Source organism: Niabella sp. ZPM-14, assembly GCF_055693045.2.
In genome coordinates, this window is sequence record NZ_CM181148.1 from 2,997,290 (window position 1) to 3,018,615 (window position 21,326).

Below are 21,326 nucleotides of genomic sequence, written 5' to 3' on the forward strand. Positions count from 1 at the left end.
GTTTGAATCGTTTGGAGGGCGGGGCTTGATAAGCGGGCTATTCCCATTTTCCGGCGCCCTGTCGAATAACGTCATACTCGTCGTTCACACAGTTGATAATCGTAGATGGTACCGTTCCGCCCGGTCCGCCGTCAATAACAACATCAACAAGGTTTTTATATTTTTCATGAATAATCTCGGGGTCTGTATAGTCTTCCACGAAATCTCCCGGCAAGGTAGTGCTCAAGATCGGGTGTCCCAGTTCTTTCACCAGCATATGGGCTATTTTATTGTCGGGTATACGCAATCCGATCGTGTCCTTCTTACTTTGTAAAATTTTCGGCACCTGCTTACTGGCTTGTAAGATAAAGGTGTAAGGGCCTGGCAGATGCTCTTTTAAAATGCGGTAGGTGCTGTTGGAGATTTGCCTGGCAAAATCACTGAGGTGGCTCAGGTCGCAGCAAACAAAAGACAACTGGGCTTTTTTAGGGTCGATCTGTTTGATACGACAGATCTGTTCAATGGCTTTTGTCTGGTAAATATCGCAACCAAAGCCATAAATGGTATCTGTCGGGTACACGATGATACCGCCGCTCCTCAAGGTTTCAGCAACCTGTTTGATCAGTCTTTCCTGTGGATCTTTTGGATGGATTTGGATAAGCATGCCGGGTAAAGTTAAAAAGTTTACAGATTAAAATGTCGAAAAGGTTGCAACGCTTTTCAACCATCTACTTTCAAACTTTATTCTGCAACTACTGGACCGTCCAGGTTTCTTTACCTCTCAGCAGCGCATTCAGATCCGGAGTTTTACGGGCGATAGCATCTTCCAGCTGGAGCGCCATCATCTCTTCGTAGCAAGGTCTGTCTGTCTGGTAAAACACCCCAAAAGGTCTGGGCAGGTGCCCTTCGATGGAAGGGTCATCAAAAATACGCGTGAGGATCTGCGCTTTATAAATATCCTGTTCGTCGTGGATCCAAAGGTCATCGGCACTGAATTCTTCTCCGATGGTGACTACCTGAGGTTTAAAGCCATCGAGTCGCAGACCTTTGTTGCCTTCGGCCCCGAAGATCAGGGGTTTGCCTTGTTCCAGGAATAGGGTTTCAGTCGGCTTGGAACTTTTCTCCGTAAAGATCTCGAACGCTCCATCGTTGAAAATGTTACAGTTCTGATATATTTCCAGGAAGGAGGTGCCTTTGTGTGCATTAGCCCTGAGCAACATGGCTTGCATATGCTTGGGGTCGCGGTCCATGGTCCTCGCAACGAAGGTCGCGTCGGCACCTAAAGCCAGGGCAGCCGGGTTAAAGGGATGGTCGATACTACCAAAAGGAGTAGATTTTGTGATCTTATTTTCCTCTGAAGTAGGAGAATACTGACCTTTGGTCAAACCATAGATCTGGTTGTTGAAGATCAACAGGTTGACATCAAAATTCCTTCTGAGCAAATGAATGGTATGGTTGCCTCCTATGCTCAGGCTATCGCCGTCCCCGCTCACGATCCAAACGCTCAACTCCGGCCGGGCAGCTTTCAGGCCGCTGGCGATGGCTGTTGCACGCCCGTGGATCGAGTGCATACCATATGTGTTCATATAGTAAGGAAAGCGGCTGCTACAGCCGATTCCGGAGATAAAAACAATATTTTCCTTAGGAATACCAAGGCCCGGCATGATCCGTTGAACCTGGGCTAATATAGAATAATCACCGCAACCGGGGCACCAACGCACTTCCTGGTCTGTAGCGAAATCTTTTGCTGTTAATGTGGGCACTAAAACTTCTGACATCTTTATTAAAATCGGGTGCAAAGGTAAGATTTTAGCAGGGGATTACTAAAGCGAATGACAATTGCATGACCGATTTGGCGTAAATTGCTCTATGTTTCAGAAAAAATTGCCTCTGGTCATCATCTCGGTGTGCAGCCTGCTGATGGTCGGCTTTGTGACGAACCATCCCTCTTCTGCCCGGAATTTAAAAGTATTGCCGCAGGATATCAGTGATGAAAAGCTCGATAGCCTGATGGAAACCTACAACCAGGGGCTAGGTGTCACCTGCGATTTCTGTCATGCACGCGAAGTCAAAAGCGGCGATACCACTTTGAATTTTGCTTCCGATGATAATCCCGTGAAAGAAGAAGCGCGCAGGATGATGCGCCTGACCATCGATATTAACAAGAGCTATTTCAATTACGACCCTAAGATCCACCCGGCTTATCTGACAAGGATCAGTTGTAACACCTGTCATAAAGGAAACGCCTACCCGGAGGATTAGTTAAAATACAGATCGAAGCCGGCTTAGCCCTGTTTTAAATTTATTCAACAGCTGCAGCAGTCGCCGTATTGACCACCGGCCAGGCTCCGGGTGAGGGCACGCTGATGCCTTTGTTATCACCTTTCGCAGCGTCGCTTCCAAAATAGTACAGCGGCCAGCCTTTGTAAGTCAGCTGTTCTTTGCCATGTACCGTTATTTTCCCGAAGTCATCTTTATTTAGAATACTGGGTAGCCGATCGATGTCTGTGTAAAATACAGGCCAGATACCATTATTGGAAAAGTCGCTTTTCGTGAAATTGTTCGTGTTCTTCTTGTCTTTGGCTTTGAAGATGTAGAGCGTTCTGCCCAGCGCATCCGTGATATACATGGTCTTTCCATCGCCTTCCACTACCGCGCCGGTCTGATTGATGGTGTAATTTTTGCCGTCGTTCCCCGTAAGCTGAGCGTTCACATACATCAACGAATAATCGGGCTTGGCCACATACCAGACTGAACCTACCTTGTCGCCATTAATATCACCGGCTTTCAAGTCTTTCGCAAAGTAATACAAAGGCCAGCCTTTGTAGGCTGTTTGTTTTTTGCCGTCTTCACGGGTGATGGTCGTGAAGTCAGTCTTCTTCAAGCCATCCGGTACATCAAGCTGATCTGTATAGAAAATGGGCCAGTTATCCAGGCAGCCTCCTGTACAGGTAGCCGTCAGTTTGGCATCATTCGAGAAAAAGTATAATGTTCTTCCGTTTGCATCCGTCAGAATTTTACCGTGGGTGTTATTAGCGGCCAGTTGCAGACTGTAGTTGATCCGGGCCCCGTCCGTGTCATCTTTCCAGCAGCTTTGTACAATGAACGCAACCAGCAGTAAGGCAAAAGCAATTTTGTGTTTCATATATTTTGGTTTTTGAGATTAATCAATGCGGCTAAAAATATATAAAAAATGTTAAATAAATTATTTTTTATATAAATATATCGCAATGAGCGTGGGGAGAAGTATGCTGTTTCTAAGGCAGGCTGTTAACATCGCGATTCACGCGATGCAGCAAGAGATCACCCGATCCCGGTTTGAATTGTTGAGATTAATGCCAGCAAAATTGCCGGTGAATCTCACTTAAGAAGTGGTCCCCTGGTCTGACCGTCCAGGTCTGACCAGATCTATAAATGATTTGACCTTACATGGATTCCCAAATGCGCCAAAGGGGTGGTGTCCAGGCATTCGCATTCGGTTCATCATTATGTATTCCCGGCTGGTTTTGTCGGGAAAGGTTAGACCCTGTTCCGGTATAAACGCATACTGCTTATTCGTTTTTAACAAAGACCATCTTAGCCTGATCCGCCTTGTATATTTTGTTATAAAAGTCCACGAAATCTTTATAGTCGCTTGCGGGAAACAGTCCGCTGTTTCTTTCATACACTCTTTGCAGGAGGATGTGGTTGCCTTCAATTTTGTACTCCATCGAGTAGCTGCCGAACTTGTTGTTGATCTTGAAAGGTTTGGGCGCCGACTCTATCGAATAACCTTCAGGGATAGTGATTGCCACGGAATCGCGGTCGACGAATGGGTAGGTGTATGAAATGTCGTTCTGCCGGGCGTCAGATTCGCTCAGTTTTGATGTGTAAGTAGAAAGAATGTTCGGACGGATAAACAAGCGCTTCCCTGTGATGGCCGCATAGTCGCGGGAAACGATTTCCAGCGTTTCGCTTACCACCGGTATTTTCTTGCTTTTATCTTCATAGTAGGTAAAAGCAGGAACTTCATAATTGGAAATGTTGAAAATATGCTGCAGCCGCTTTTTCTGATCTTCTCTGGAAGATCCATTGATCAGCGAGTGCAGATCATCTTGCTGAAGCCCCGAGCTTTTGGTGACTACCTTGGCGGTCAGGTTACCTGCTGCATCTACAGTGGCAACCACCTCGCGTGCCTGGATGTTCTGATCCTTGGTATATCGCGGCGTGCGCACGATGGTGCTGTTATTTTCATCCACCAACAACGCGTAACGATTGCCGGTAAAAGAACCCATATAGCCGGGCGTAACTGTCTGGCTCGTGCATTCTAACCAGGTGGTATCTTTCGCGCCGGGCACGCAAACCACTACGTGATTGAACTGGTTGGATGGGAAGTCCGTCAACAACGCCGTTTCATTGTCACCGGCCCTGATCAGCACATTATTGGCTTTAATACCCGCTTCTTTCAGCAGCGCCACCATGTAATTAGAAAGTGCTTTACAATCGCCGTATTTTTTTTGCGCGACGAAGGTCGCATCCAGGGGCTGCCAGCCACCGATTCCCAGCTGGATGCTGATATAATGCGTATTATCCTGCATGAACTTATAAAGCGCATTTATTTTTTCTTTCGGACTGGAAAGCTGATCTGTAAGCTGGTGTACTTTGGCTTTCACCTCTTGCGGCAGCACATCCCTTCCGCTATACAAGGCCTGCATGAATTTCCCAAAGTTTTGCCAGCTGCTCATTTCGCCTTTATAGCCGCCAATTTCGAATAATGAAGGAGCAATGAGCACACGCGTTGAAATATCATCCCATTCCGGCGAGTAGATTTCGTCGCGTGTGGCCATCTGATTTGCCAACTGCCATTGATATATTTTTACCGACTTCTCTTCTTTGGTAATCGGTGTCCCTTTGTAGCGCAGCGCCTTGTAGCGAAGCTGGTAATCTTTAGGGGTAACCACCGTTAAAGAGGATTGCTGCACGGCCACTTCCGGCGCGCTCACGGGCTGCCATTCCGGTAGGTTCAGCATGCCTTTCATTTCCACCTCCACTTCGTATTCAATCGTATAAGGATAATTTTTGTGGTAGAAGCTGTGCATTTTGTACCGGGCATCATCTGCGAGCGTATTCCTGCTCGTGCCGCTTTCATCAGCAATGTCTTTCTTTTTGACATTTTTAATCTTATTGCCTGCGGCGTCATACAAGGTTCCGGAGATGCTGAGAATATCCTGGAACTTATCATAGTGGTCAACAAAATAGGCGTACCGATCGGCCGCTTCGTCCAGGATCGTGTAGACATAATGCCGGTAATAGTAAGCCTTGCCCGGACCTTTGATATCCACTCTCGTGTCATCCAGTCTTTTTACCAGGTGCGCGTTTTTAAGCAAAGTGTCCGGGATGTCTTTAACGGCGTATTGTGCGTAAGAGGCGTAGCAGGCCAGCAAACACAGCAAAAGGGAAGCAATTTTTTGCACAGTTCAGTTTTTTTATTGATTAGTTGGTGGCGATCTTCTTCAGAACGATCTGTTCACTGTGTTTCTTGGTAACATATCCGAAAAAGTCGCGTAAAGATTTATAATCTTCCGCTGCAAAGGTCGCGCGGTTCAGACTGATCCTACAGTTCAGCATGATCTTTTTTTCGTCTGCAGAGATCAGGTATTCAAACAGACCGTCGTTTTCGTTGAGCCTTACCCGGGCCGACTTAGGCAATTCATCTACTTTGTAGCCCTTGGGGATCTCCATATTCAACACAAAGTTTTCGTTGATCCTGAAAGGCATTTCAACTGGATATTTGCGCTCTGCGGCAGTAAACGGATTTTTCGTTGTGCCTTCGGCAAACATGGGGTTCAGGTACACGATATCCTGGTCATCAAAATCGAATGAAATATCGTAACCCAACGACACGGGCGTTTCAAACCGGTTCAAAGAATCTACAAATTCGTTTTTGATATCGATCGGGAATGAATACAATTTCTTGGTTTCTTTCACCAGGTCTTCCAGGCGTTGCTTCGTCAGTTTTTCTCTCAGGTTGGTAGACTCGTAATAACCCGGCGTAGTTTTATAAAATCCTTTTAAACCGCCTTTGTCATCACGCGTCAGGAAAATCATGGTAAACTTGCTTTCCGAAAGAGAGTCTGACTGCAGGGAAATATTGTAGGGTTGTGGCTTTACTACGAAACCGGTACCATTGTAGCAGGAAGGCGAGAGTTTGCCAAAGCCCATCTTTGGTTCAGACGCATCCAGATACACCCGTTTACCGTTCATATTGGTTTCGCATAGAACGTAGTTGTACTTGTTCATCAGCGGATAATAAGGATGTGCCCATCCATGGCCGCGGGTGCTGATTACCACGGGATCTGCAGTGAGTCCGGCCTGGCGGAACATGGCGATCATCAACAGGTTGATCTCTGCCACGTTGCCGCTTTTCTTGCGGAAAATATCTTTCAAGGTAGTGCGATCATTGATATAAAGGCCGGAATGTTCCGTAGCGGTAAAATGATCTCTTACATATGCGTAGATCTTTTGTTTCTTTTCGTCGTCCGAAGTAGCGCCTTCCAAAATGGTCTTCACGTCGTCGGTCAGCCAGTTGTTGGGCCTTGTGATCTCGTAACCAAAATCTTCTCTTTTGAGCAGGTTTTCGGCGGCCTTGGCCCAGCTGCCAATGTGTTCCTGCACGGGCTGTTGCGGAAACTGCATCTGCTTCAACTGGAAGTCAATTTTAGAAATGTGATTGTCAATAGTAGAAGTGTAGGTCTCCTCGCGCAGAGCGGGGACATCTTTTGCGATCCATTGATTGGTGTTTTCATAACCGGAAAGGCTGTAACGGTCCGATGCCTGAGTGCCGTTCGCCTCTGTGACACTATAGGTCTGCATCCTTGATTGGTTATCTGTTTCAAGCGGGATATAACCCTGCGCCAAAAACACATAGCTAAAAAATTGCGGGACCTTTATGGTATACTCTGAATAAACACGCGGCCACGAAGTGCCCTGGAACTCCCAGGAACGCAGGCTGGCCAGAAACGGAGATTCAACCGTGTAAGTATATTCAATAATAGATCCTTCCTTAACGTTGGGGAAGGTGAACTTTCTTACGGAAGCGTACTGGCTCACTTTTTCTTTGAAGATGCTGCTGTTCTCCAGCTTTGTCTGTTTCACCTCGCCGTTTTCCAGGTTATAAGTAACAGCTTTGCATTCGTCCAGCTTTTCTTCTGCATTGTCCCCCATGAATAAGGGAATTGACACATCTGCAGCTTCCAATCCTTTTTTGTTAAGAATTTTGATGCGCCGCAGATGCGTGTAGATCAAAGAAAAGAAGCCTTTATCATTTCCTTTTAAAGTGGAGCTGCCAATATCAAGCAGAATCACTGCGTCGCTGGCAGAATCTACCGCCGGAGACTTTACGTTGAAATCAGCTGCAGTGACTTTCCCGATTTTGGGAGTCTTATTTTTTTGAGAAAAAGATACATGTGCGACCAGGATAAATAGGATCAGCAATGCCATGCGGAATCTGATAATCATAAGTTGTTAGTTAGTTGTTGCTATATCAATACCGGTGCAAGATAGAAAAAACCTGACAAGTATTCTGCAAATCGGATCTGGCAACTTCCTGATTTAGAGCCCGCGATGTCAAAATAACAGTGTCATATGTCAATAACTGTTAAATCATAGGCCGCTGTTTTATAATTCATTTATCTCACTAAAGAGTGAGTTTTGTAATTGGTAAGTGCAAAAAAAATTTTTTCAGGTTATTGAAAAAAAATTTGAAGCCGGTCCATTTGCGCCCGACTTCAAAGTCCTTAGTGTGATGCCTGCCTACAAGTGATACCTGCCCGATTCGATCACCGCCTCCGCAATTCTCCTGCGTGCGGCCTTCGTGTTATAAGGCGCCGCTTTGGTGAAGCGTTTAAGTCCCATCAGGATCATCCGTTGCTCGTCGCCCTCTGCAAATGCGTTAATAGCATCTTTACCGCTCTTGTTGATACGATCTGCCGCGTCATACAAATACGTTTGCAGGATGTCTGATTGAAGTGCAGTCGCTTCGGTTCCCTTTTCCCCGGTCATCTTCATCACACGCAACAAAGTGCTTTCTGCATGAAATACCTCGATGGCCATATCAGCAATGTTCATCAATATTTCCTGCTCGCTCTCAATCTGCATGCTCAGTTTCTGAACGGCTGCTCCCGCAACCATCAATATCGCTTTTTTGAGATTCGTAATGAGCTTCCTTTCTGCGGCAAAGGCAGTATCATCCCCCTCCCCAAAATCCGGGATACTCATCAGTTCCTTTTGTACTTCCATAGCCGGGCCCATAAGGTTCAACCGTCCTTGCAGCGCGCGCTTTAATGTCATGTCCAGTGTCAGCAAGCGGTTGATCTCATTCGTTCCTTCATAAATGCGGTTGATGCGGCTGTCGCGGTAGGCGCGTGAGATATTATATTCCGCACTGAAGCCATTGCCTCCGTGTATCTGCACACCTTCGTCCACTACAAAATCCAACAACTCACTTCCATACACTTTCAGAATGGCGCATTCGATCGCATACTCTTCTGCAGCGCCCAGCAGGGCTTCGTTAAATGGCTTTCCTTCTTCCACCAGTTTCTTCTCCAGGTCATCGATCCACTTAGAGGTGCGATATAAAGCCGACTCCGCCGCGAAAATCCGGATCGCCATCTCGGCGATTTTCTGCTTGATCGCACCAAAGTTGGCAATGGGTTGCTTGAATTGTTCGCGGGTTTTTGCGTATTGCACGCTGGTTTCAAAAGCCTTTTTCGCCCCTCCCAATGCTGCTGCACATAATTTCAGCCGGCCGATATTTAATATATTAAAAGCGATCTTGTGGCCTTTGCCAATTTCACCGAGCACGTTTTCTACCGGGATCTTTGCATCCTGGAAATACAGCTGAACGGTCGAAGAGCCTTTGATCCCCATTTTATGCTCTTCAGGTCCGTTAGTGAATCCCTCCATGCCGCGTTCAACAATAAAGCCGGTGAATTTATCTCCGTCTATCTTTGCGAAAACCGTGTACACCTGCGCAAAACCGCCATTGGTGATCCAGCATTTCTGTCCGTTGAGTATATAATGTTGGCCGTCTTCACTCAATTGGGCAGTCGTCTTTGCGCTCAGCGCATCGCTGCCTGCATTCGGCTCCGTCAATCCATAGGCGCCCGCCCATTCTCCTGTAACCAGCTTGGGAATATATTTTTGCTTCTGCTCATCGGTTCCGAAATATAAGATCGGCAAGGTGCCGATGCCTGTGTGAGCCGCGATAGCCACGGAAAAAGAGTGACCGGCGCCCAGGTATTCATTGATGATGGTAGAAGTAATAAAATCTTTCCCCAATCCTCCGTACTCCTCCGGAAAGGCTGCCGCCAGAAGGCCCTGTTCACCTGCCTTCTGCACGAGGGATTTCATCAAGCCTTCTTCCAGGCTGTCTATTTGATCCAGCCTGGGCCACACTTCGGCTTGCAGGAATTGAATGCACATATCTCGGATCATCAGCTCTTCTTCGGAAAATCCTTCGCTGGTAAAGGTTTCAGCGGGTTGCGATTCTTTAATAAGCCATTCGGCTCCTTTTATGGTTTCGGTAGCGGTGCTCATTATTTTAAGTTTATTTTTTATTAAAAATTCCCGGGCAACGAACCTCTTCAATCGGTTATTTCAGATTTTCATACACTTGCTTCAACACCGTCCGGCAAACTTCAATATCATCTTTGCTCACGCCTACCAGCGCTTCCTCCACTGTTTCCGCAGCAAATCCATGACAGACATCCTGAAGCGTCTTGGCCTTTTCCGTTAGCAGGATCAGGTTTTTTCGCCTGTCTGTCTTTGAAGCGCTTCTTTTCACGAGGCCGGCTTTCTCGAGGTTGTCTACCAATCTCGTCATGCTCGGTTTGTCCCTGAATGTTGCCTGGCACAGGTCCTGCTGACTGATACCATCCTCCTTCCACAAATGATATAGCACACTCCACTGCTCAATCGTAAGGTTCAGATCGGCATTGTTAAATTTCTTCTGCAATCGCCTCGCTATGGCCGTGCTCGCAACTCCTGTAATAAAACTATATAGTTCGCTCCTTTTAAAATGGTTGTTTGGCATATAGTTGTTTTAGCAACTAATTAAAGTTAAGAAGAATTCCTGATTGAAAAAACCCGGTGATCTTTTATTGATTTCAGGCAAAGGTTGTGCAGCCGGGGCTATTATTGGACTGAAGATAAAAAGGATATCGTACGGCGGAAGGTAGCGGATTGCGCTTACTTTTGCGGCATGGCCTTTTTGTTTATTGCTGTGTTGTTATGTGCGGTGTTGTACGCGATGGTGATCGGTTACTATCGCGGCAGCTGGCGCGGGTTGCCCCGCTACGAGCCAAAGAATATCATGATCCCGGATATCCGCTTTTCGGTGATCATTCCAGCCAGGAACGAAGCGGATCATATCGGTGCGCTGCTCGAAAGCCTGGCGGCGCAGACCTATTCAGGTGATCTTTTTGAAGTGATCGTAGTTGATGATCATTCGACAGATGCAACAGCCGATGTGGTGCGTCGGTTTGAAAAGGTGCGGCTGATCCAATTGAAAGAAGATCAGATCAATTCTTATAAGAAAAAAGCCATTGAAACCGGCATTGCAGCTGCCACTAATGAATGGATCGTTTGCACGGATGCGGATTGTGTCGCGCCGGATAGCTGGTTAACCACATTGTCTTCGTTCATTGCAGACACTAACCCGGTGTTTGTGGCCGCCCCGGTAAGCCTGGTTCCGGATCCGGCCGTAAGGCACGGACGTGGTTTGCTGTATATTTTCCAGGCGCTCGATTTTCTGACACTGCAGGGTATTACAGGCGCTTCTGTTTACAAGAAAAAGCACAATATGTGTAACGGCGCCAACCTGGCGTATCAACGGGAGGTTTTTTATGAGGTGGATGGTTTTAAAGGCATCGACACCATAGCCTCGGGCGATGACATGCTGTTAATGCATAAAATATGGAAGCGGTATCCTGATAAGGTCGGGTATCTCAAATCGCCGCAAGCGATTATTGAAACTGCAGCCGCTCCCACATGGAAGGCTTTTTTCAATCAGCGTATCCGTTGGGCCAGTAAGGCTACTACGTATGAGGATAAGCGGATCTTTGCGGTATTGCTTTTAGTATACCTCTTCAATGTCTCTTTTCTGATATTGGCGATCGCTTCCTTTTTCCATATGGTTTACTTTTATGGTCTTCTGGTATTTATTATTCTAAAGACGGTTATAGAAGCGCCGTTTGTATTGGATGTGAGCCGGTTCTTCAGCAGGCAACGGTTAATGAAATATTTTTTACCGTTTCAGCCGCTGCATATTGCTTACACCATTGTATCCGGCTTTTTGGGAAGTTTTGGCAAATATGAATGGAAGGGGAGGAAAGTGAAATAGGGCGATAATTATTTTTTCGTTCGCTTGTCGTACGTGCTACTCCTCATCGGCATGTGTATAAATTTTGATATTTTCACACCAAAACCATGATCCTCGCGCCTTTCATGGATTTTCTGGTATTGATTTTCTTTAAGGTTTAAAAATAAAGATGAATATCGAAAACGTTCAATACAAAGAATGGCTGTTTGAGTTAAAGAGTAAAATCCGCTCCACACAGATTAAAGCGGCGATAGCTGTAAATAGCGCATTGATTGCATTTTACTGGGAGTTGGGTAAAATGATAGCGGAAAAAGAAAGTATCTGGGGGAATAAACTCATTGAAAATCTTGCAAAGGACCTGAAGAAGGAGTTCCCGGATATGAAGGGGTTATCCCGAAGTAATCTTTTTTATTGCAGGCAGTTTTATTCTTTTTATAAAGATAGTTCTGTCCAACAACTTGTTGGACAATTAAAGGAGCATGCGGGAAGTCAGAATGACCCCGGGAACTCTGCAGACGAATTAATCCAACAACCTGTTGGACAATTTTTACAGATCGTTGCAAGGATCCCGTGGGGTCACAATATTCTTATCTTTTCTCGATCGGGTGACGTCTCCGAGGCAGCGTTCTATATTCAGCAGACCATCAGCAATAATTGGAGCAGAGATACACTTGCCCTGCAAATTAAAGCGGACCTGTACCAAAGGAGCGGGAAAGCGATCACTAACTTCACTAAAACGCTTCCCCAACCGCAATCGGATCTCGCACAACAAACATTGAAAGACCCATATATATTCGACTTTATGACGTTTTCCCAAAGCGTTAAGGAGCGGGATATCGAAAGTCAGCTGACAGACCCTATTGCTAAATTTTTATTGGAACTGGGGAGAGGGTTTAGAGGGTTTGCATTTATCGGAAGACAGCACCACATAGCCATTGCAGGGAATGATTATTATCTCGATCTCCTTTTTTATCACACAATACTAAAATGTTATGTGGTGATCGAACTGAAAAATAGAAAGTTTATTCCGGAATATGCCGGTAAGCTAAACTTTTACTTATCCGCCGTCGATGAACTTATCAAACAAAATGATGATAAGCCCACAATCGGCATTATGCTTTGCAGGGAGAAAAATAATATTGAAGTTGAATTTGCGTTACGCGACATAAACAAACCCGTGGGTGTGAGCGAGTTTGTAATTACAGAAAACCTTCCCGAAACTTTGAAAAGCAATTTCCTACTATCCAGGAAATTGAGGATGAATTAAGTAGTTTATAAAAATGAATAGTGCTTTCAATAATCCTGCATGGTTAAGGCTGAAAAAAAATAAGGGCGCGATGGCCGGCCTGGTCGTCATTGCACTTTCTGTTGTCGTGGCCGTCTTTTGCTATTTCATAGCGCCCGACGATTCTCCTTTTTCCAACAGGATCATATTAGAAACCGGCGGTGAAAAACCGGGATTCGAAAAAACATTTCTATTAATCAAAAGATCCCAGCTGCCGTCGCAAACGGGTTTCTTTGAACGGCTTCTGAACGGCCGTCCCGACGCGTATCAATATTTACCCGTTAATAGTTATGAGTTGACGAAAGATAGTGTCGTTGCCGAAAAATACATTGACGACGATGTTAGTGAGCGGGTTAGTTTTCCCAAAACTGCACTGGCGCCAACGCCCGTCGTTACTAATAAGTACTGGTTGGGCACTGATAGTTATGGCAGGGATATTTTAAGCCGGCTGATCGTCGGTACCAGAGTCAGCCTGAGTGTGGGTCTCATCACGGTGATCATTTCGATCAGCATTGGTTTGATACTCGGATCGCTCGCGGGTTTTTACCGCGGTAAAGTGGATGATGTGATCATGTGGTTCATCAACGTTATATGGAGCATACCCACCTTGTTGCTCGTATTTGCCATTACCCTGGCGTTGGGTAAAGGGTTCTGGCAGGTGTTCATTGCAGTAGGTTTAACGATGTGGGTCAACGTGGCCAGGCTGGTCCGCGGGCAGGTGCTGGCCGTGAGGGAGCTGGAATATGTAGAGGCCGGCCGCGCCTTAGGATACACCAGCATCCGTATTATATCGATGCATATCTGGCCCAATATTGTCGGGCCTGTCTTAGTTATTGCTGCGGCTAATTTTGCCTCCGCTATTGTCATCGAGGCGGGTCTGAGCTTTTTGGGAGTAGGTGTGCAGCCGCCGATGCCCAGCTGGGGTCTGATGATCAAGGAAAACTATAACTTTATTATCACGCAGAACCCTATGCTGGCGCTGGCTCCCGGCTTTGCGATCATGATCCTGGTGCTTGCATTCAACCTGCTTGGGAATGGCCTGCGGGATGCACTGAATGTGAAAGGGAAATTATAATCCGGTATGTTGGGATGATATCAGCATTCCGTCAGGTTCTTTACACTATTCCTCTATTTTTTCAAAACGCCTCTTCATGTCGGTCACATCATGGGCTTCCTCGAAATTATGCTCTGCTGAACGCATAACCATTTCCGCGTGTTGCAGAACAAACGTGTGATAGTCCGTGCCTTTGGTGAACTTACCGATCAGCTGAAGCGCGTCCATCAGCCTGATCAGTACGGCCGGACTGCCGGATGCGAACTGCCGGATCTGGTTAAAGGCGGTATCGATCATGCCGCTAAACGTCACCTGGCAACTAATGATGCGCAGGTTATGCTCGTCATCAAAATGGTGTTGGGAAGGGAAATCTGCTTCGGCGAGATAACACAAAACAGCAGTCAGGTTATCGATGCACGCGATGGCCGTGTAAGGATCATTAACGCCTGGCGAAAGCGCCCTGGAGGCAATTTCAACCATTTGATGGATCGCGTATTTGGAATCTTGTAAGGGTGTTCTTACGCCACCTACAATGAAGCTTCGGCGGATATGATCGCGGATACTTTCAGCACATGCTTTTGTAGCATAGACATCCACCATATGCAGGTGATCTACCAGGAAATCGCCCGGCTTATAGTGTATCTTCAACAGCAGGTTTTCTTCGGTGGCAATGCGAAGTAAAGAGTCCAGGTCGACACTCTGCAGGTAACCGCTTTTAGTACTTTCAATATGGTGTGTGACGGGATACGCGCGTTTACAGGCATCCAGATCCGGCGAGATCGTTGCGGCATGCCGGGTGTCTTCGCTTTTATATTTTTGAAACTTCGACTTGATATGTCGCGTTAATGTTGATGTGATATTATACACCACGTTGTCCGATTGAATGCTCACCGCGACATGATGGATGAAAACGATCAGCAAAAACATATTAACGATCACGAGAATGATCGCTACCAGCACTGAAATGATGGGAAGGAAGATCTGGTAATTGCTGTCTTCAACGGCGTTCAATACCAGCAAGCAATAGATAAAAGTGGAGATGTAAGAGCCCAGCACGATCTGGTTCAGCCGGTCATACATGAAGTTTCTGAGCAGCCTTGGTCCAAATTGGGAAGAAGCCAGTGTGAGCACGACCAGTGTGATAGAGAAGATGGTTCCCGCCACACCAATCATGGCGCCCGCAATGGCGGACAATACACTCCTGGCTGAATCGGCGCTGCCCGGAAAAATATAGCTGATAATACCTTTGGGTGTATAAGAGATCTTACTATCTGCGTAGACCACCAGTATGCTGCCAATAATACCTGCGGTGATGATGCACACGGGCAGGAACCAGAAGCTGGATCTTAGCTGATCCCACAGGTATTTCAGTTTTGCTTTCAATAAGGTTGTTTTGGAAAGCAAGATAGTTGTTTTCAGAAAAACCTATTATCTTTTATTGTAAAATGTTCTCACAGTTGTGATCATAAAAAAGCTGTCTCAGAGCGTTGTTAACCGAACGTTTGAGACAGCTTTGTATTATATCTGTTGGCGTAATGAATGCGTTAGTACAACCCTTCAATACTCAGGTAGCGTTCACCGGTGTCATAGTTAAACGTCAATACCGTCGCCCCGGCAGGGATTTCAGGCAGTTTCTTGGCCACCGCCGCAAGTGCAGCACCGGTAGAGATACCGGCAAAGATCCCTTCTTCCCTGGCCAGCCTTTTAGCATATTCAAAAGACTCGTCCTTACCGGCAGTAATGGCGCCATCGAGCACACCGGTGTTTAAAATGCCGGGAATAAATCCTGCTCCCAGGCCTTGCAAGGGGTGTGGTCCCGGAGCACCGCCGCTGATCACAGGTGACAGTTCGGGTTCTACGGCAAACACTTTAAGATTCGGAAACTTCTCCTTCAGGATTTCTGCAACGCCGGTGATATGGCCGCCCGTGCCCACGCCGGTGATCAGGTAATCGATACCATCGGGGAAATCAGCAAGAATTTCCGCCGCCGTCGTCTTACGGTGGATTTCTGTGTTCGCTTCGTTGTTGAACTGTTGTGGTATCCAGGCGTTAGGCGTTTCAGCAGCCAGCTCTTTGGCTTTTTCAATCGCGCCGGTCATACCTCTTTCACGAGGTGTCAGAACAAATTCAGCACCGTACACGCTCATTAATTTTCTGCGCTCTACACTCATGCTTTCCGGCATCACCAATATCAGCTTGTATCCTTTTACCGCCGCCACCAACGCCAGCCCGATACCGGTGTTGCCGCTGGTAGGTTCTATAATAACCGATTCTTTATTTAATATGCCTTTTTGCTCCGCATCTTCGATCATTGCTAATGCAATACGGTCTTTGATGCTGCCGCCGGGATTTGCTTTTTCCAGTTTGATCCACACTTGATGCTGATCACCGAAAAGCCGGTTGATCCTGACGTGCGGCGTATGGCCAATGGTTTGCAGAACGTTTTGTGCTTTCAATTTTTTAAGTGTTTAAAAGTTAAAAAGTAGATTGGGCGAACCGGGATCAGTAAAAGATATGATCGCCATTTCAGGTTAACCAATCATTAAATTACAAAATTCAGAACAGAATCATCCGGAGGTAAAAGGTCTTTCACACTGACCTGACTTTTGTGATATACCACCGAATTGTGTGGCACACTGCTCGTAAGCCAGACGTTACCACCAATGATGCTGTCTTTGCCAACGACGGTATTGCCTCCTAAAATGGTAGCGCCCGAATAGATCACGACATTGTCCTCAATGGTAGGGTGTCGCTTGGTAGTCGCCAGCTCTTTCACAACGCTTAAGGCGCCCAGGGTTACGCCCTGGTAGATCTTGACATGATTACCAATCAAGGTTGTTTCCCCGATCACCACACCGGTGCCGTGGTCAATGCTGAACGCGTGCCCGATGGTAGCGCCGGGATGTATATCAATGCCTGTCTTGCTGTGCGCATATTCGCTAAACAATCGCGGTAATACCGGTACGTTATAGCGGTAGATCAAGTGGGACAGCCGGTAGACGGCCGTTGCATAAAAACCGGGATAGGCGGCCATTACTTCTTCTAAAGATTTTGCCGCAGGATCCGATTGCAACAAGGCTTCCGCATCTTCTAACAACATCGAGTGGATGCCCGGTAACGCCTCAAAATAATGGGCGCTGATATTTCGAATACGTTCTTCATCTGTGATCACATCACGCAAAAGATGCGAAAATTTATCCTGCAGAGACTGAAACTGTTCTTTCAGCTGCGCTTCACATTTGTGATTGATGTCGTTGGGTAAAAACAGAACCGTATACAGTTCGTCGATAAAGCTTTCCACAGCTCCTTTATCAGGAAAGCCGGAAAAGCACCTGGAGTTTCTTTCAAACAGGGATTTTATAAAATCTTCACTCATTGTTTATCCTATTAACACAGTAGACAAAAATAACTGATAAATAGGAAAGTGTAAAATCGGGTCCTCTGCCGCGATATATGCAAGACCCGGGAATGGGAAAAACAACCCCCGGGTTGTTATAAAGCCTCAAAGCCATGGTCGCTTGGCGTGTAGCCTATCGGAACAAAGACTTTCACAAATGCCAGATGCAGGCTTTTATCAATCGTTCTTAAAAAAATTTGGCAGAATGAGAAACTATACTATATTTGTGGTGTACTAATACAATAGTACACCAAATCACTCATTATGATAGCCATTAAAAACTTACATTTTGCTTACAAAAGGAGAAAGGTCTTTAACGGGCTCTCCCTGTCGTTTGCGCCCGGCCATATTTATGGTTTGCTGGGGAAAAACGGAACCGGAAAGTCAACGCTCCTGAAAAACATAGTAGGGTCGCTTTTTCCAACAGAGGGTGAGATCCGTGCATTGGGTTACGAACCCGGGAAGCGACAACCTGCTTTTTTACAGGACGTGTTTATCGTACCTGAAGAGTTCTATCTTCCCGATGTACCCATTAGTCAATTTGTGAAATGCAATGCCGCCTTCTATCCTAAGTTCAGCAATGAGCAGTTTGAAACGTATTTGCGGGAGTTCGACATTCCCCTTCAGAATAGTTTGCAGCAAATGAGTTATGGTCAGAAGAAAAAAGTACTGATCAGCTTTGCACTTGCCGCTAACACGGCTATTTTATTGATGGATGAGCCTTCAAACGGCCTCGATATCCTGAGTAAAAGCCAGTTCCGGAAAGTGATCGCGGGTGCTATTGATGATCAAAAATGCATGATCATTAGCACCCACCAGGTAAAAGACCTGGAAAGCCTGATCGACCGGATCACGATCATCGATGAGGGCGCAATCTTGTTTGATCAAACCATCGAGGCGATCAGTTCGAAACTACTGTTCAAAGTTTCGTTTGACGATGCCGAAACCAAAACGGCTTTCTACAAAGAGGAAGCGTTGAAGGGCCATCTGATCGTGGGTAAAAATGACACCGGAGAAGATTCAAAAGTGGATCTTGAGTTGTTATACAAAGCTATTGTGACCAACGGGCATGCCGTAAACACTGAATTTAAACATCAACCTTAAACCTTATTTTTTTTATGACTGCCAATTTCAGTTTTAACAGGCTCATGAAACTCATATCGAAGCAGTGGGTGGAGAACCGGAGACTTTATTTCATGTCTATCCTCGCCTTGCTGGGCTTGTTGGGTATCGTATTTTTAATTTGGGTCAGCACAACTGGTCGCCGCTACGAAGAAGAAAACTTGTATGGAATAGGTCTTTTTGGATTGTTTGCGACAGGGGCCATTTTTGCCAGCACTACCTATAGCATGCTGAGCTCAAAAGACAAGGGCATTTACTGGATCAGTTTTCCCGCCAGCCATTTAGAAAAATTCCTGGCCAGTTTGTTCTTCAATGTGGTTGTGTTTACGGTTGCTTATCTGTGTTGCTTTTTCTTGCTGAAGACGGCAGTTGAGGGATACATCCATTACCTGATCGAGAATGATCCGCTATCTTATTCTTACAGCAAGGTAAAATGGGACCAACACAACAGCCCGGGTCCTTATGTGCCGGCTTTTTTCGGGGCGTTTTTTGCCGTGCAGGCCGCTTTCCTGTTAGGTTCGGTGTCATTTAAACGGTTCTCTTTCATTTTGACGCTGATCGTCGTGGCGGCACTCATCTTTCTGTTTGTTTTTTATATGGCGAAGCTCTATAGAGATGACTTTGACGGTTACAGTTTCGACCTTTTTTCCTTGCGTAGTTCCGCCACTGGCGAGGGAAATGAGATGACCTATAAAGAGTACGAGATATCGCCGGTGTTGAAGCATAGTGTCGTCTTTTTTATCAAATATCTGATCGCGCCGTTCCTGTGGCTGATCACCTGGTTGAAGTTGAAAGAAAAACAAATCTGATTCACCTTGTCCACTCCGGAGACGCGGAAGTAACTCTTAAAGAAAACTTTTATGGAATTCAATAATAATGCACAAGCCATCTACATTCAGATAGCAGATTATGTGTGCGAAAAAATACTTTTAAAGGAATGGCCTCCCGACGCCAAGATCCCCAGTGTCAGGGAACTCGCCATGCAGCTCGAAGTGAATCCCAATACAGTAGCGCGGGCCTACGAGTTTTTAAAACAGCAGGATATTATCTATGACAAGCGGGGTATCGGTTATTTTATATCCGGCGACGGAAACAAAAATGCCGTAACCTATCGCAAGCAGGAGTTCGTAGAAAAAGAAATGCCGCTGTTTTTTAGAAACATGTATTTGTTGGGCATTGAACCTGACGATCTGAAAACCAAATACGAAAAATTTAAAAAGCAGTATTTATAAAGCCAGGCAGAAACAGTTTTATACCATGTTCTGCCGGCAAAACAAAAAGCAAAACACAGCAAATGAAAACCAGCAACAAATTATTGATCCTATTGATCCTGCTTGTATTTTCTATACCACTGATCATGATGATGAGTTTTAAAGCGGCTATTAAAAATAACAGGTATGTAGTAAAGACCGTTAACAACTTCAATGCGATGCCGTTCCGGAAGACCGATTCCTTCAAAGTAGTCAAGTTTAGCGGTTATGTAAATCCCGAGTCTTTGCAATGTACTGTTAAGCAAGGGGACGTAGTTGGTTACAAGTATCTGTATGCCTCCCAAAATGGAGACGGCGGTTTAGACACGAGCAGAATTAAGATCATAGGAGATACACTGTTCATCTCTCATGAAGCACAATACGAAACAGTTGATGATGGTAAGACCAAGATGCCCCGGTATTTTGAAAATCAGATAGAGCTGTCGGTTCCTGAACAGGTTACGATCATAGGCGATGCTGTAAAAGTCAATATAAATAAAGATGTGGATCCGAACGGATCTATTCATCTAATGCTATCTAATTCAATCCTGGAGGTTCTGACGGGTGCGCCGGAAGTTGAAACTCACAATGTCGGAGACAGCTTGGTAGTCGATTCGCTGGTTGCTCAAACAATGGTAGCAAAAATGACAATAGATGCCACCAGTTCCACCATTAACATTAATAATTATCCGGCCTTCCAGACGCTGAACCTCTATCTTAAACAACAATCAAATCTCAACATACGACTGGGCGTACAAGCCGGAAGTGTAGACGGATTTATATCTAAGGATTCTTACATCAATGCCACCGCTGGAGAAGCGCATAAATTTTTACGTTTGATCAACCCATAGCCGGGTAATGTAAAGGTGTTAGTTGCTGTTCTGCTGGTATGTGTAGGATATAGCCGGACTGGCCGGTTGTAAAACAATCACTGGTTTGAATTAAAACTCAGGACTCCAACATAAAATCCGATGAAGAAATATTCAGGACTTTAAGTTCAAACCTTCAAGCCTGTCAAGAAACATTTCTATTTTAGCTGAAAACATTCAGCTATGCTACAACCATCTACTATACAATTTTTAAAAGACCTCAAGCGCAATAACAATAAACCCTGGTTTGATGAAAACCGTAAAAATTACGAAGCGGCTCGTCAGGATTTTGCTGATTTTATTGACCAGGTAATCCAGGCGTTTTCCGCTACGGATCCACACATTGCCCATCTGAAGGCTAAAGATTGTATGTTTCGCATCAATCGAGACGTGCGGTTTTCGAAAGATAAATCGCCATACAAAACCAATTTCGGTGCTTTCATCAATAGCGAAGGAAAAAAATCGATGACGCCTGGTTACTATTTTCACCTGGAACCCGGAGCCAGTTTTACGGGCGGCGGCATGTGGCAACCTCCGGCGGATATGCTGTCCAAAGTGCGGCAGGAGATCGATTACAACTTAGCAGACTTCCGGAAGATTGTCACCTCGAAAAAATTCAAAACGGTATACGGAGGACTTGCGGTAGAAGACGGCCAGGTACTGACCCGGGTGCCAAAAGGTTATGAAGCGGATAACCCCGCAGCAGAATACCTGAAACATAAAAGCTTTATCGCTATCATGAATGTGGCCGATTCCGATCTTACGCAAAAGTCGCTTGTAAAAAAGGTCTGCAACGCGTTTGACACTTTATTGCCGTTGAACCAATTCCTGAATCGCTCCCTGGAGTAAACGGTTCTTGTGATCAAAACAAGCGCAGGCTGATTTTCGGCACCTTATTACGCCTCATGCCCATTGCCTGTTATCGGCTGCCCATCGTTTATGTGAGAAAAATGTCAAAGTTAACCTACATTAATTGATGTTGAAACAATGATCTTTAGCTTTGTGTCATAA

General features: G+C 45.7%; 19 protein-coding genes. 9 read left to right on the top strand and 10 right to left on the bottom strand.

Annotated features, from left to right (window positions below):
• Positions 1-37: 37 nt before the first annotated feature.
• Complete coding sequence (locus tag ACU37H_RS12695) at positions 38-643, bottom strand: L-threonylcarbamoyladenylate synthase (RefSeq protein ID WP_472703872.1); 606 nt, start codon at positions 641-643, stop codon at positions 38-40.
• A gap of 88 nt (positions 644-731) precedes the next feature.
• Positions 732-1,757 carry a 2-oxoacid:ferredoxin oxidoreductase subunit beta gene (locus tag ACU37H_RS12700; protein ID WP_472703870.1) on the bottom strand — a complete coding sequence of 342 codons (1,026 nt, stop codon included), beginning with the start codon at positions 1,755-1,757 and terminating at the stop codon, positions 732-734.
• Between the two features lie 91 nt (positions 1,758-1,848).
• On the opposite strand from ACU37H_RS12700, the gene ACU37H_RS12705 reads away from it, so the two are divergent.
• A complete protein-coding gene (locus tag ACU37H_RS12705) occupies positions 1,849-2,241 on the top strand; it encodes a c-type cytochrome (protein WP_472703868.1) in 393 nt (130 codons plus the stop codon).
• A gap of 40 nt (positions 2,242-2,281) precedes the next feature.
• Here the strand turns inward: ACU37H_RS12705 and ACU37H_RS12710 are convergent, their stop codons facing one another.
• From ACU37H_RS12710 to ACU37H_RS12730, 5 genes are all read right to left on the bottom strand, one after another.
• Positions 2,282-3,124, bottom strand: a complete 843-nt coding sequence (locus ACU37H_RS12710) for a hypothetical protein (RefSeq protein WP_472703866.1) — start codon at positions 3,122-3,124, stop codon at positions 2,282-2,284.
• Between the two features lie 406 nt (positions 3,125-3,530).
• A complete protein-coding gene (locus tag ACU37H_RS12715) occupies positions 3,531-5,432 on the bottom strand; it encodes a DUF3858 domain-containing protein (RefSeq protein ID WP_472703864.1) in 1,902 nt (633 codons plus the stop codon).
• Between the two features lie 19 nt (positions 5,433-5,451).
• Entirely contained in the window at positions 5,452-7,476 is a 2,025-nt protein-coding gene (locus ACU37H_RS12720) for a DUF3858 domain-containing protein (protein ID WP_472703862.1), read from the bottom strand.
• Positions 7,477-7,770: 294 nt separating this feature from the next.
• A complete protein-coding gene (locus ACU37H_RS12725) occupies positions 7,771-9,555 on the bottom strand; it encodes an acyl-CoA dehydrogenase FadE (RefSeq protein WP_472703860.1) in 1,785 nt (594 codons plus the stop codon).
• Positions 9,556-9,610: 55 nt separating this feature from the next.
• Positions 9,611-10,051, bottom strand: coding sequence for a MarR family winged helix-turn-helix transcriptional regulator (locus tag ACU37H_RS12730; RefSeq protein ID WP_472703858.1), 441 nt, complete (start codon positions 10,049-10,051; stop codon positions 9,611-9,613).
• A 168-nt stretch (positions 10,052-10,219) separates the two neighbouring features.
• Between ACU37H_RS12730 and ACU37H_RS12735 the strand changes: the two genes are divergently transcribed.
• The 3 genes from ACU37H_RS12735 to ACU37H_RS12745 all read left to right on the top strand — a co-directional run bounded on the left by ACU37H_RS12735 (position 10,220) and on the right by ACU37H_RS12745 (position 13,698).
• A complete protein-coding gene (locus ACU37H_RS12735; RefSeq protein WP_472703856.1) occupies positions 10,220-11,359 on the top strand; it encodes a glycosyltransferase in 1,140 nt (379 codons plus the stop codon).
• Between the two features lie 148 nt (positions 11,360-11,507).
• Positions 11,508-12,605 carry a PDDEXK nuclease domain-containing protein gene (locus ACU37H_RS12740; RefSeq protein ID WP_472703854.1) on the top strand — a complete coding sequence of 366 codons (1,098 nt, stop codon included), beginning with the start codon at positions 11,508-11,510 and terminating at the stop codon, positions 12,603-12,605.
• A 13-nt stretch (positions 12,606-12,618) separates the two neighbouring features.
• Positions 12,619-13,698 (top strand): ABC transporter permease, encoded by a 1,080-nt coding sequence (locus ACU37H_RS12745; protein ID WP_472703852.1) that lies wholly within the window; start codon positions 12,619-12,621, stop codon positions 13,696-13,698.
• Between the two features lie 45 nt (positions 13,699-13,743).
• Here the strand turns inward: ACU37H_RS12745 and ACU37H_RS12750 are convergent, their stop codons facing one another.
• The 3 genes from ACU37H_RS12750 to epsC form a co-directional block, all read right to left on the bottom strand.
• Entirely contained in the window at positions 13,744-15,060 is a 1,317-nt protein-coding gene (locus ACU37H_RS12750) for a DUF2254 domain-containing protein (RefSeq protein WP_472703850.1), read from the bottom strand.
• 161 nt (positions 15,061-15,221) lie between these two features.
• On the bottom strand, positions 15,222-16,133 hold the full coding sequence (gene cysK, locus ACU37H_RS12755; protein WP_472703848.1) for a cysteine synthase A: 912 nt from the start codon (positions 16,131-16,133) through the stop codon (positions 15,222-15,224).
• A gap of 86 nt (positions 16,134-16,219) precedes the next feature.
• On the bottom strand, positions 16,220-17,053 hold the full coding sequence (gene epsC, locus ACU37H_RS12760; protein ID WP_472703846.1) for a serine O-acetyltransferase EpsC: 834 nt from the start codon (positions 17,051-17,053) through the stop codon (positions 16,220-16,222).
• 285 nt (positions 17,054-17,338) lie between these two features.
• On the opposite strand from epsC, the gene ACU37H_RS12765 reads away from it, so the two are divergent.
• The 5 genes from ACU37H_RS12765 (at position 17,339) to ACU37H_RS12785 (ending at position 21,164) form a co-directional block, all read left to right on the top strand.
• Entirely contained in the window at positions 17,339-18,178 is an 840-nt protein-coding gene (locus tag ACU37H_RS12765) for an ABC transporter ATP-binding protein (RefSeq protein ID WP_472703844.1), read from the top strand.
• Between the two features lie 44 nt (positions 18,179-18,222).
• A complete protein-coding gene (locus ACU37H_RS12770) occupies positions 18,223-19,005 on the top strand; it encodes a hypothetical protein (RefSeq protein WP_494407550.1) in 783 nt (260 codons plus the stop codon).
• 51 nt (positions 19,006-19,056) lie between these two features.
• The gene (locus ACU37H_RS12775) at positions 19,057-19,428 is read left to right on the top strand and encodes a GntR family transcriptional regulator (RefSeq protein ID WP_472703840.1); all 372 of its coding nucleotides are present in this window, start codon (positions 19,057-19,059) and stop codon (positions 19,426-19,428) included.
• 62 nt (positions 19,429-19,490) lie between these two features.
• Positions 19,491-20,297 (top strand): hypothetical protein, encoded by an 807-nt coding sequence (locus ACU37H_RS12780; protein WP_472703838.1) that lies wholly within the window; start codon positions 19,491-19,493, stop codon positions 20,295-20,297.
• A gap of 201 nt (positions 20,298-20,498) precedes the next feature.
• Positions 20,499-21,164 carry a DUF2461 domain-containing protein gene (locus ACU37H_RS12785; protein ID WP_472703836.1) on the top strand — a complete coding sequence of 222 codons (666 nt, stop codon included), beginning with the start codon at positions 20,499-20,501 and terminating at the stop codon, positions 21,162-21,164.
• The last annotated feature ends 162 nt before the right edge of the window (positions 21,165-21,326 follow it).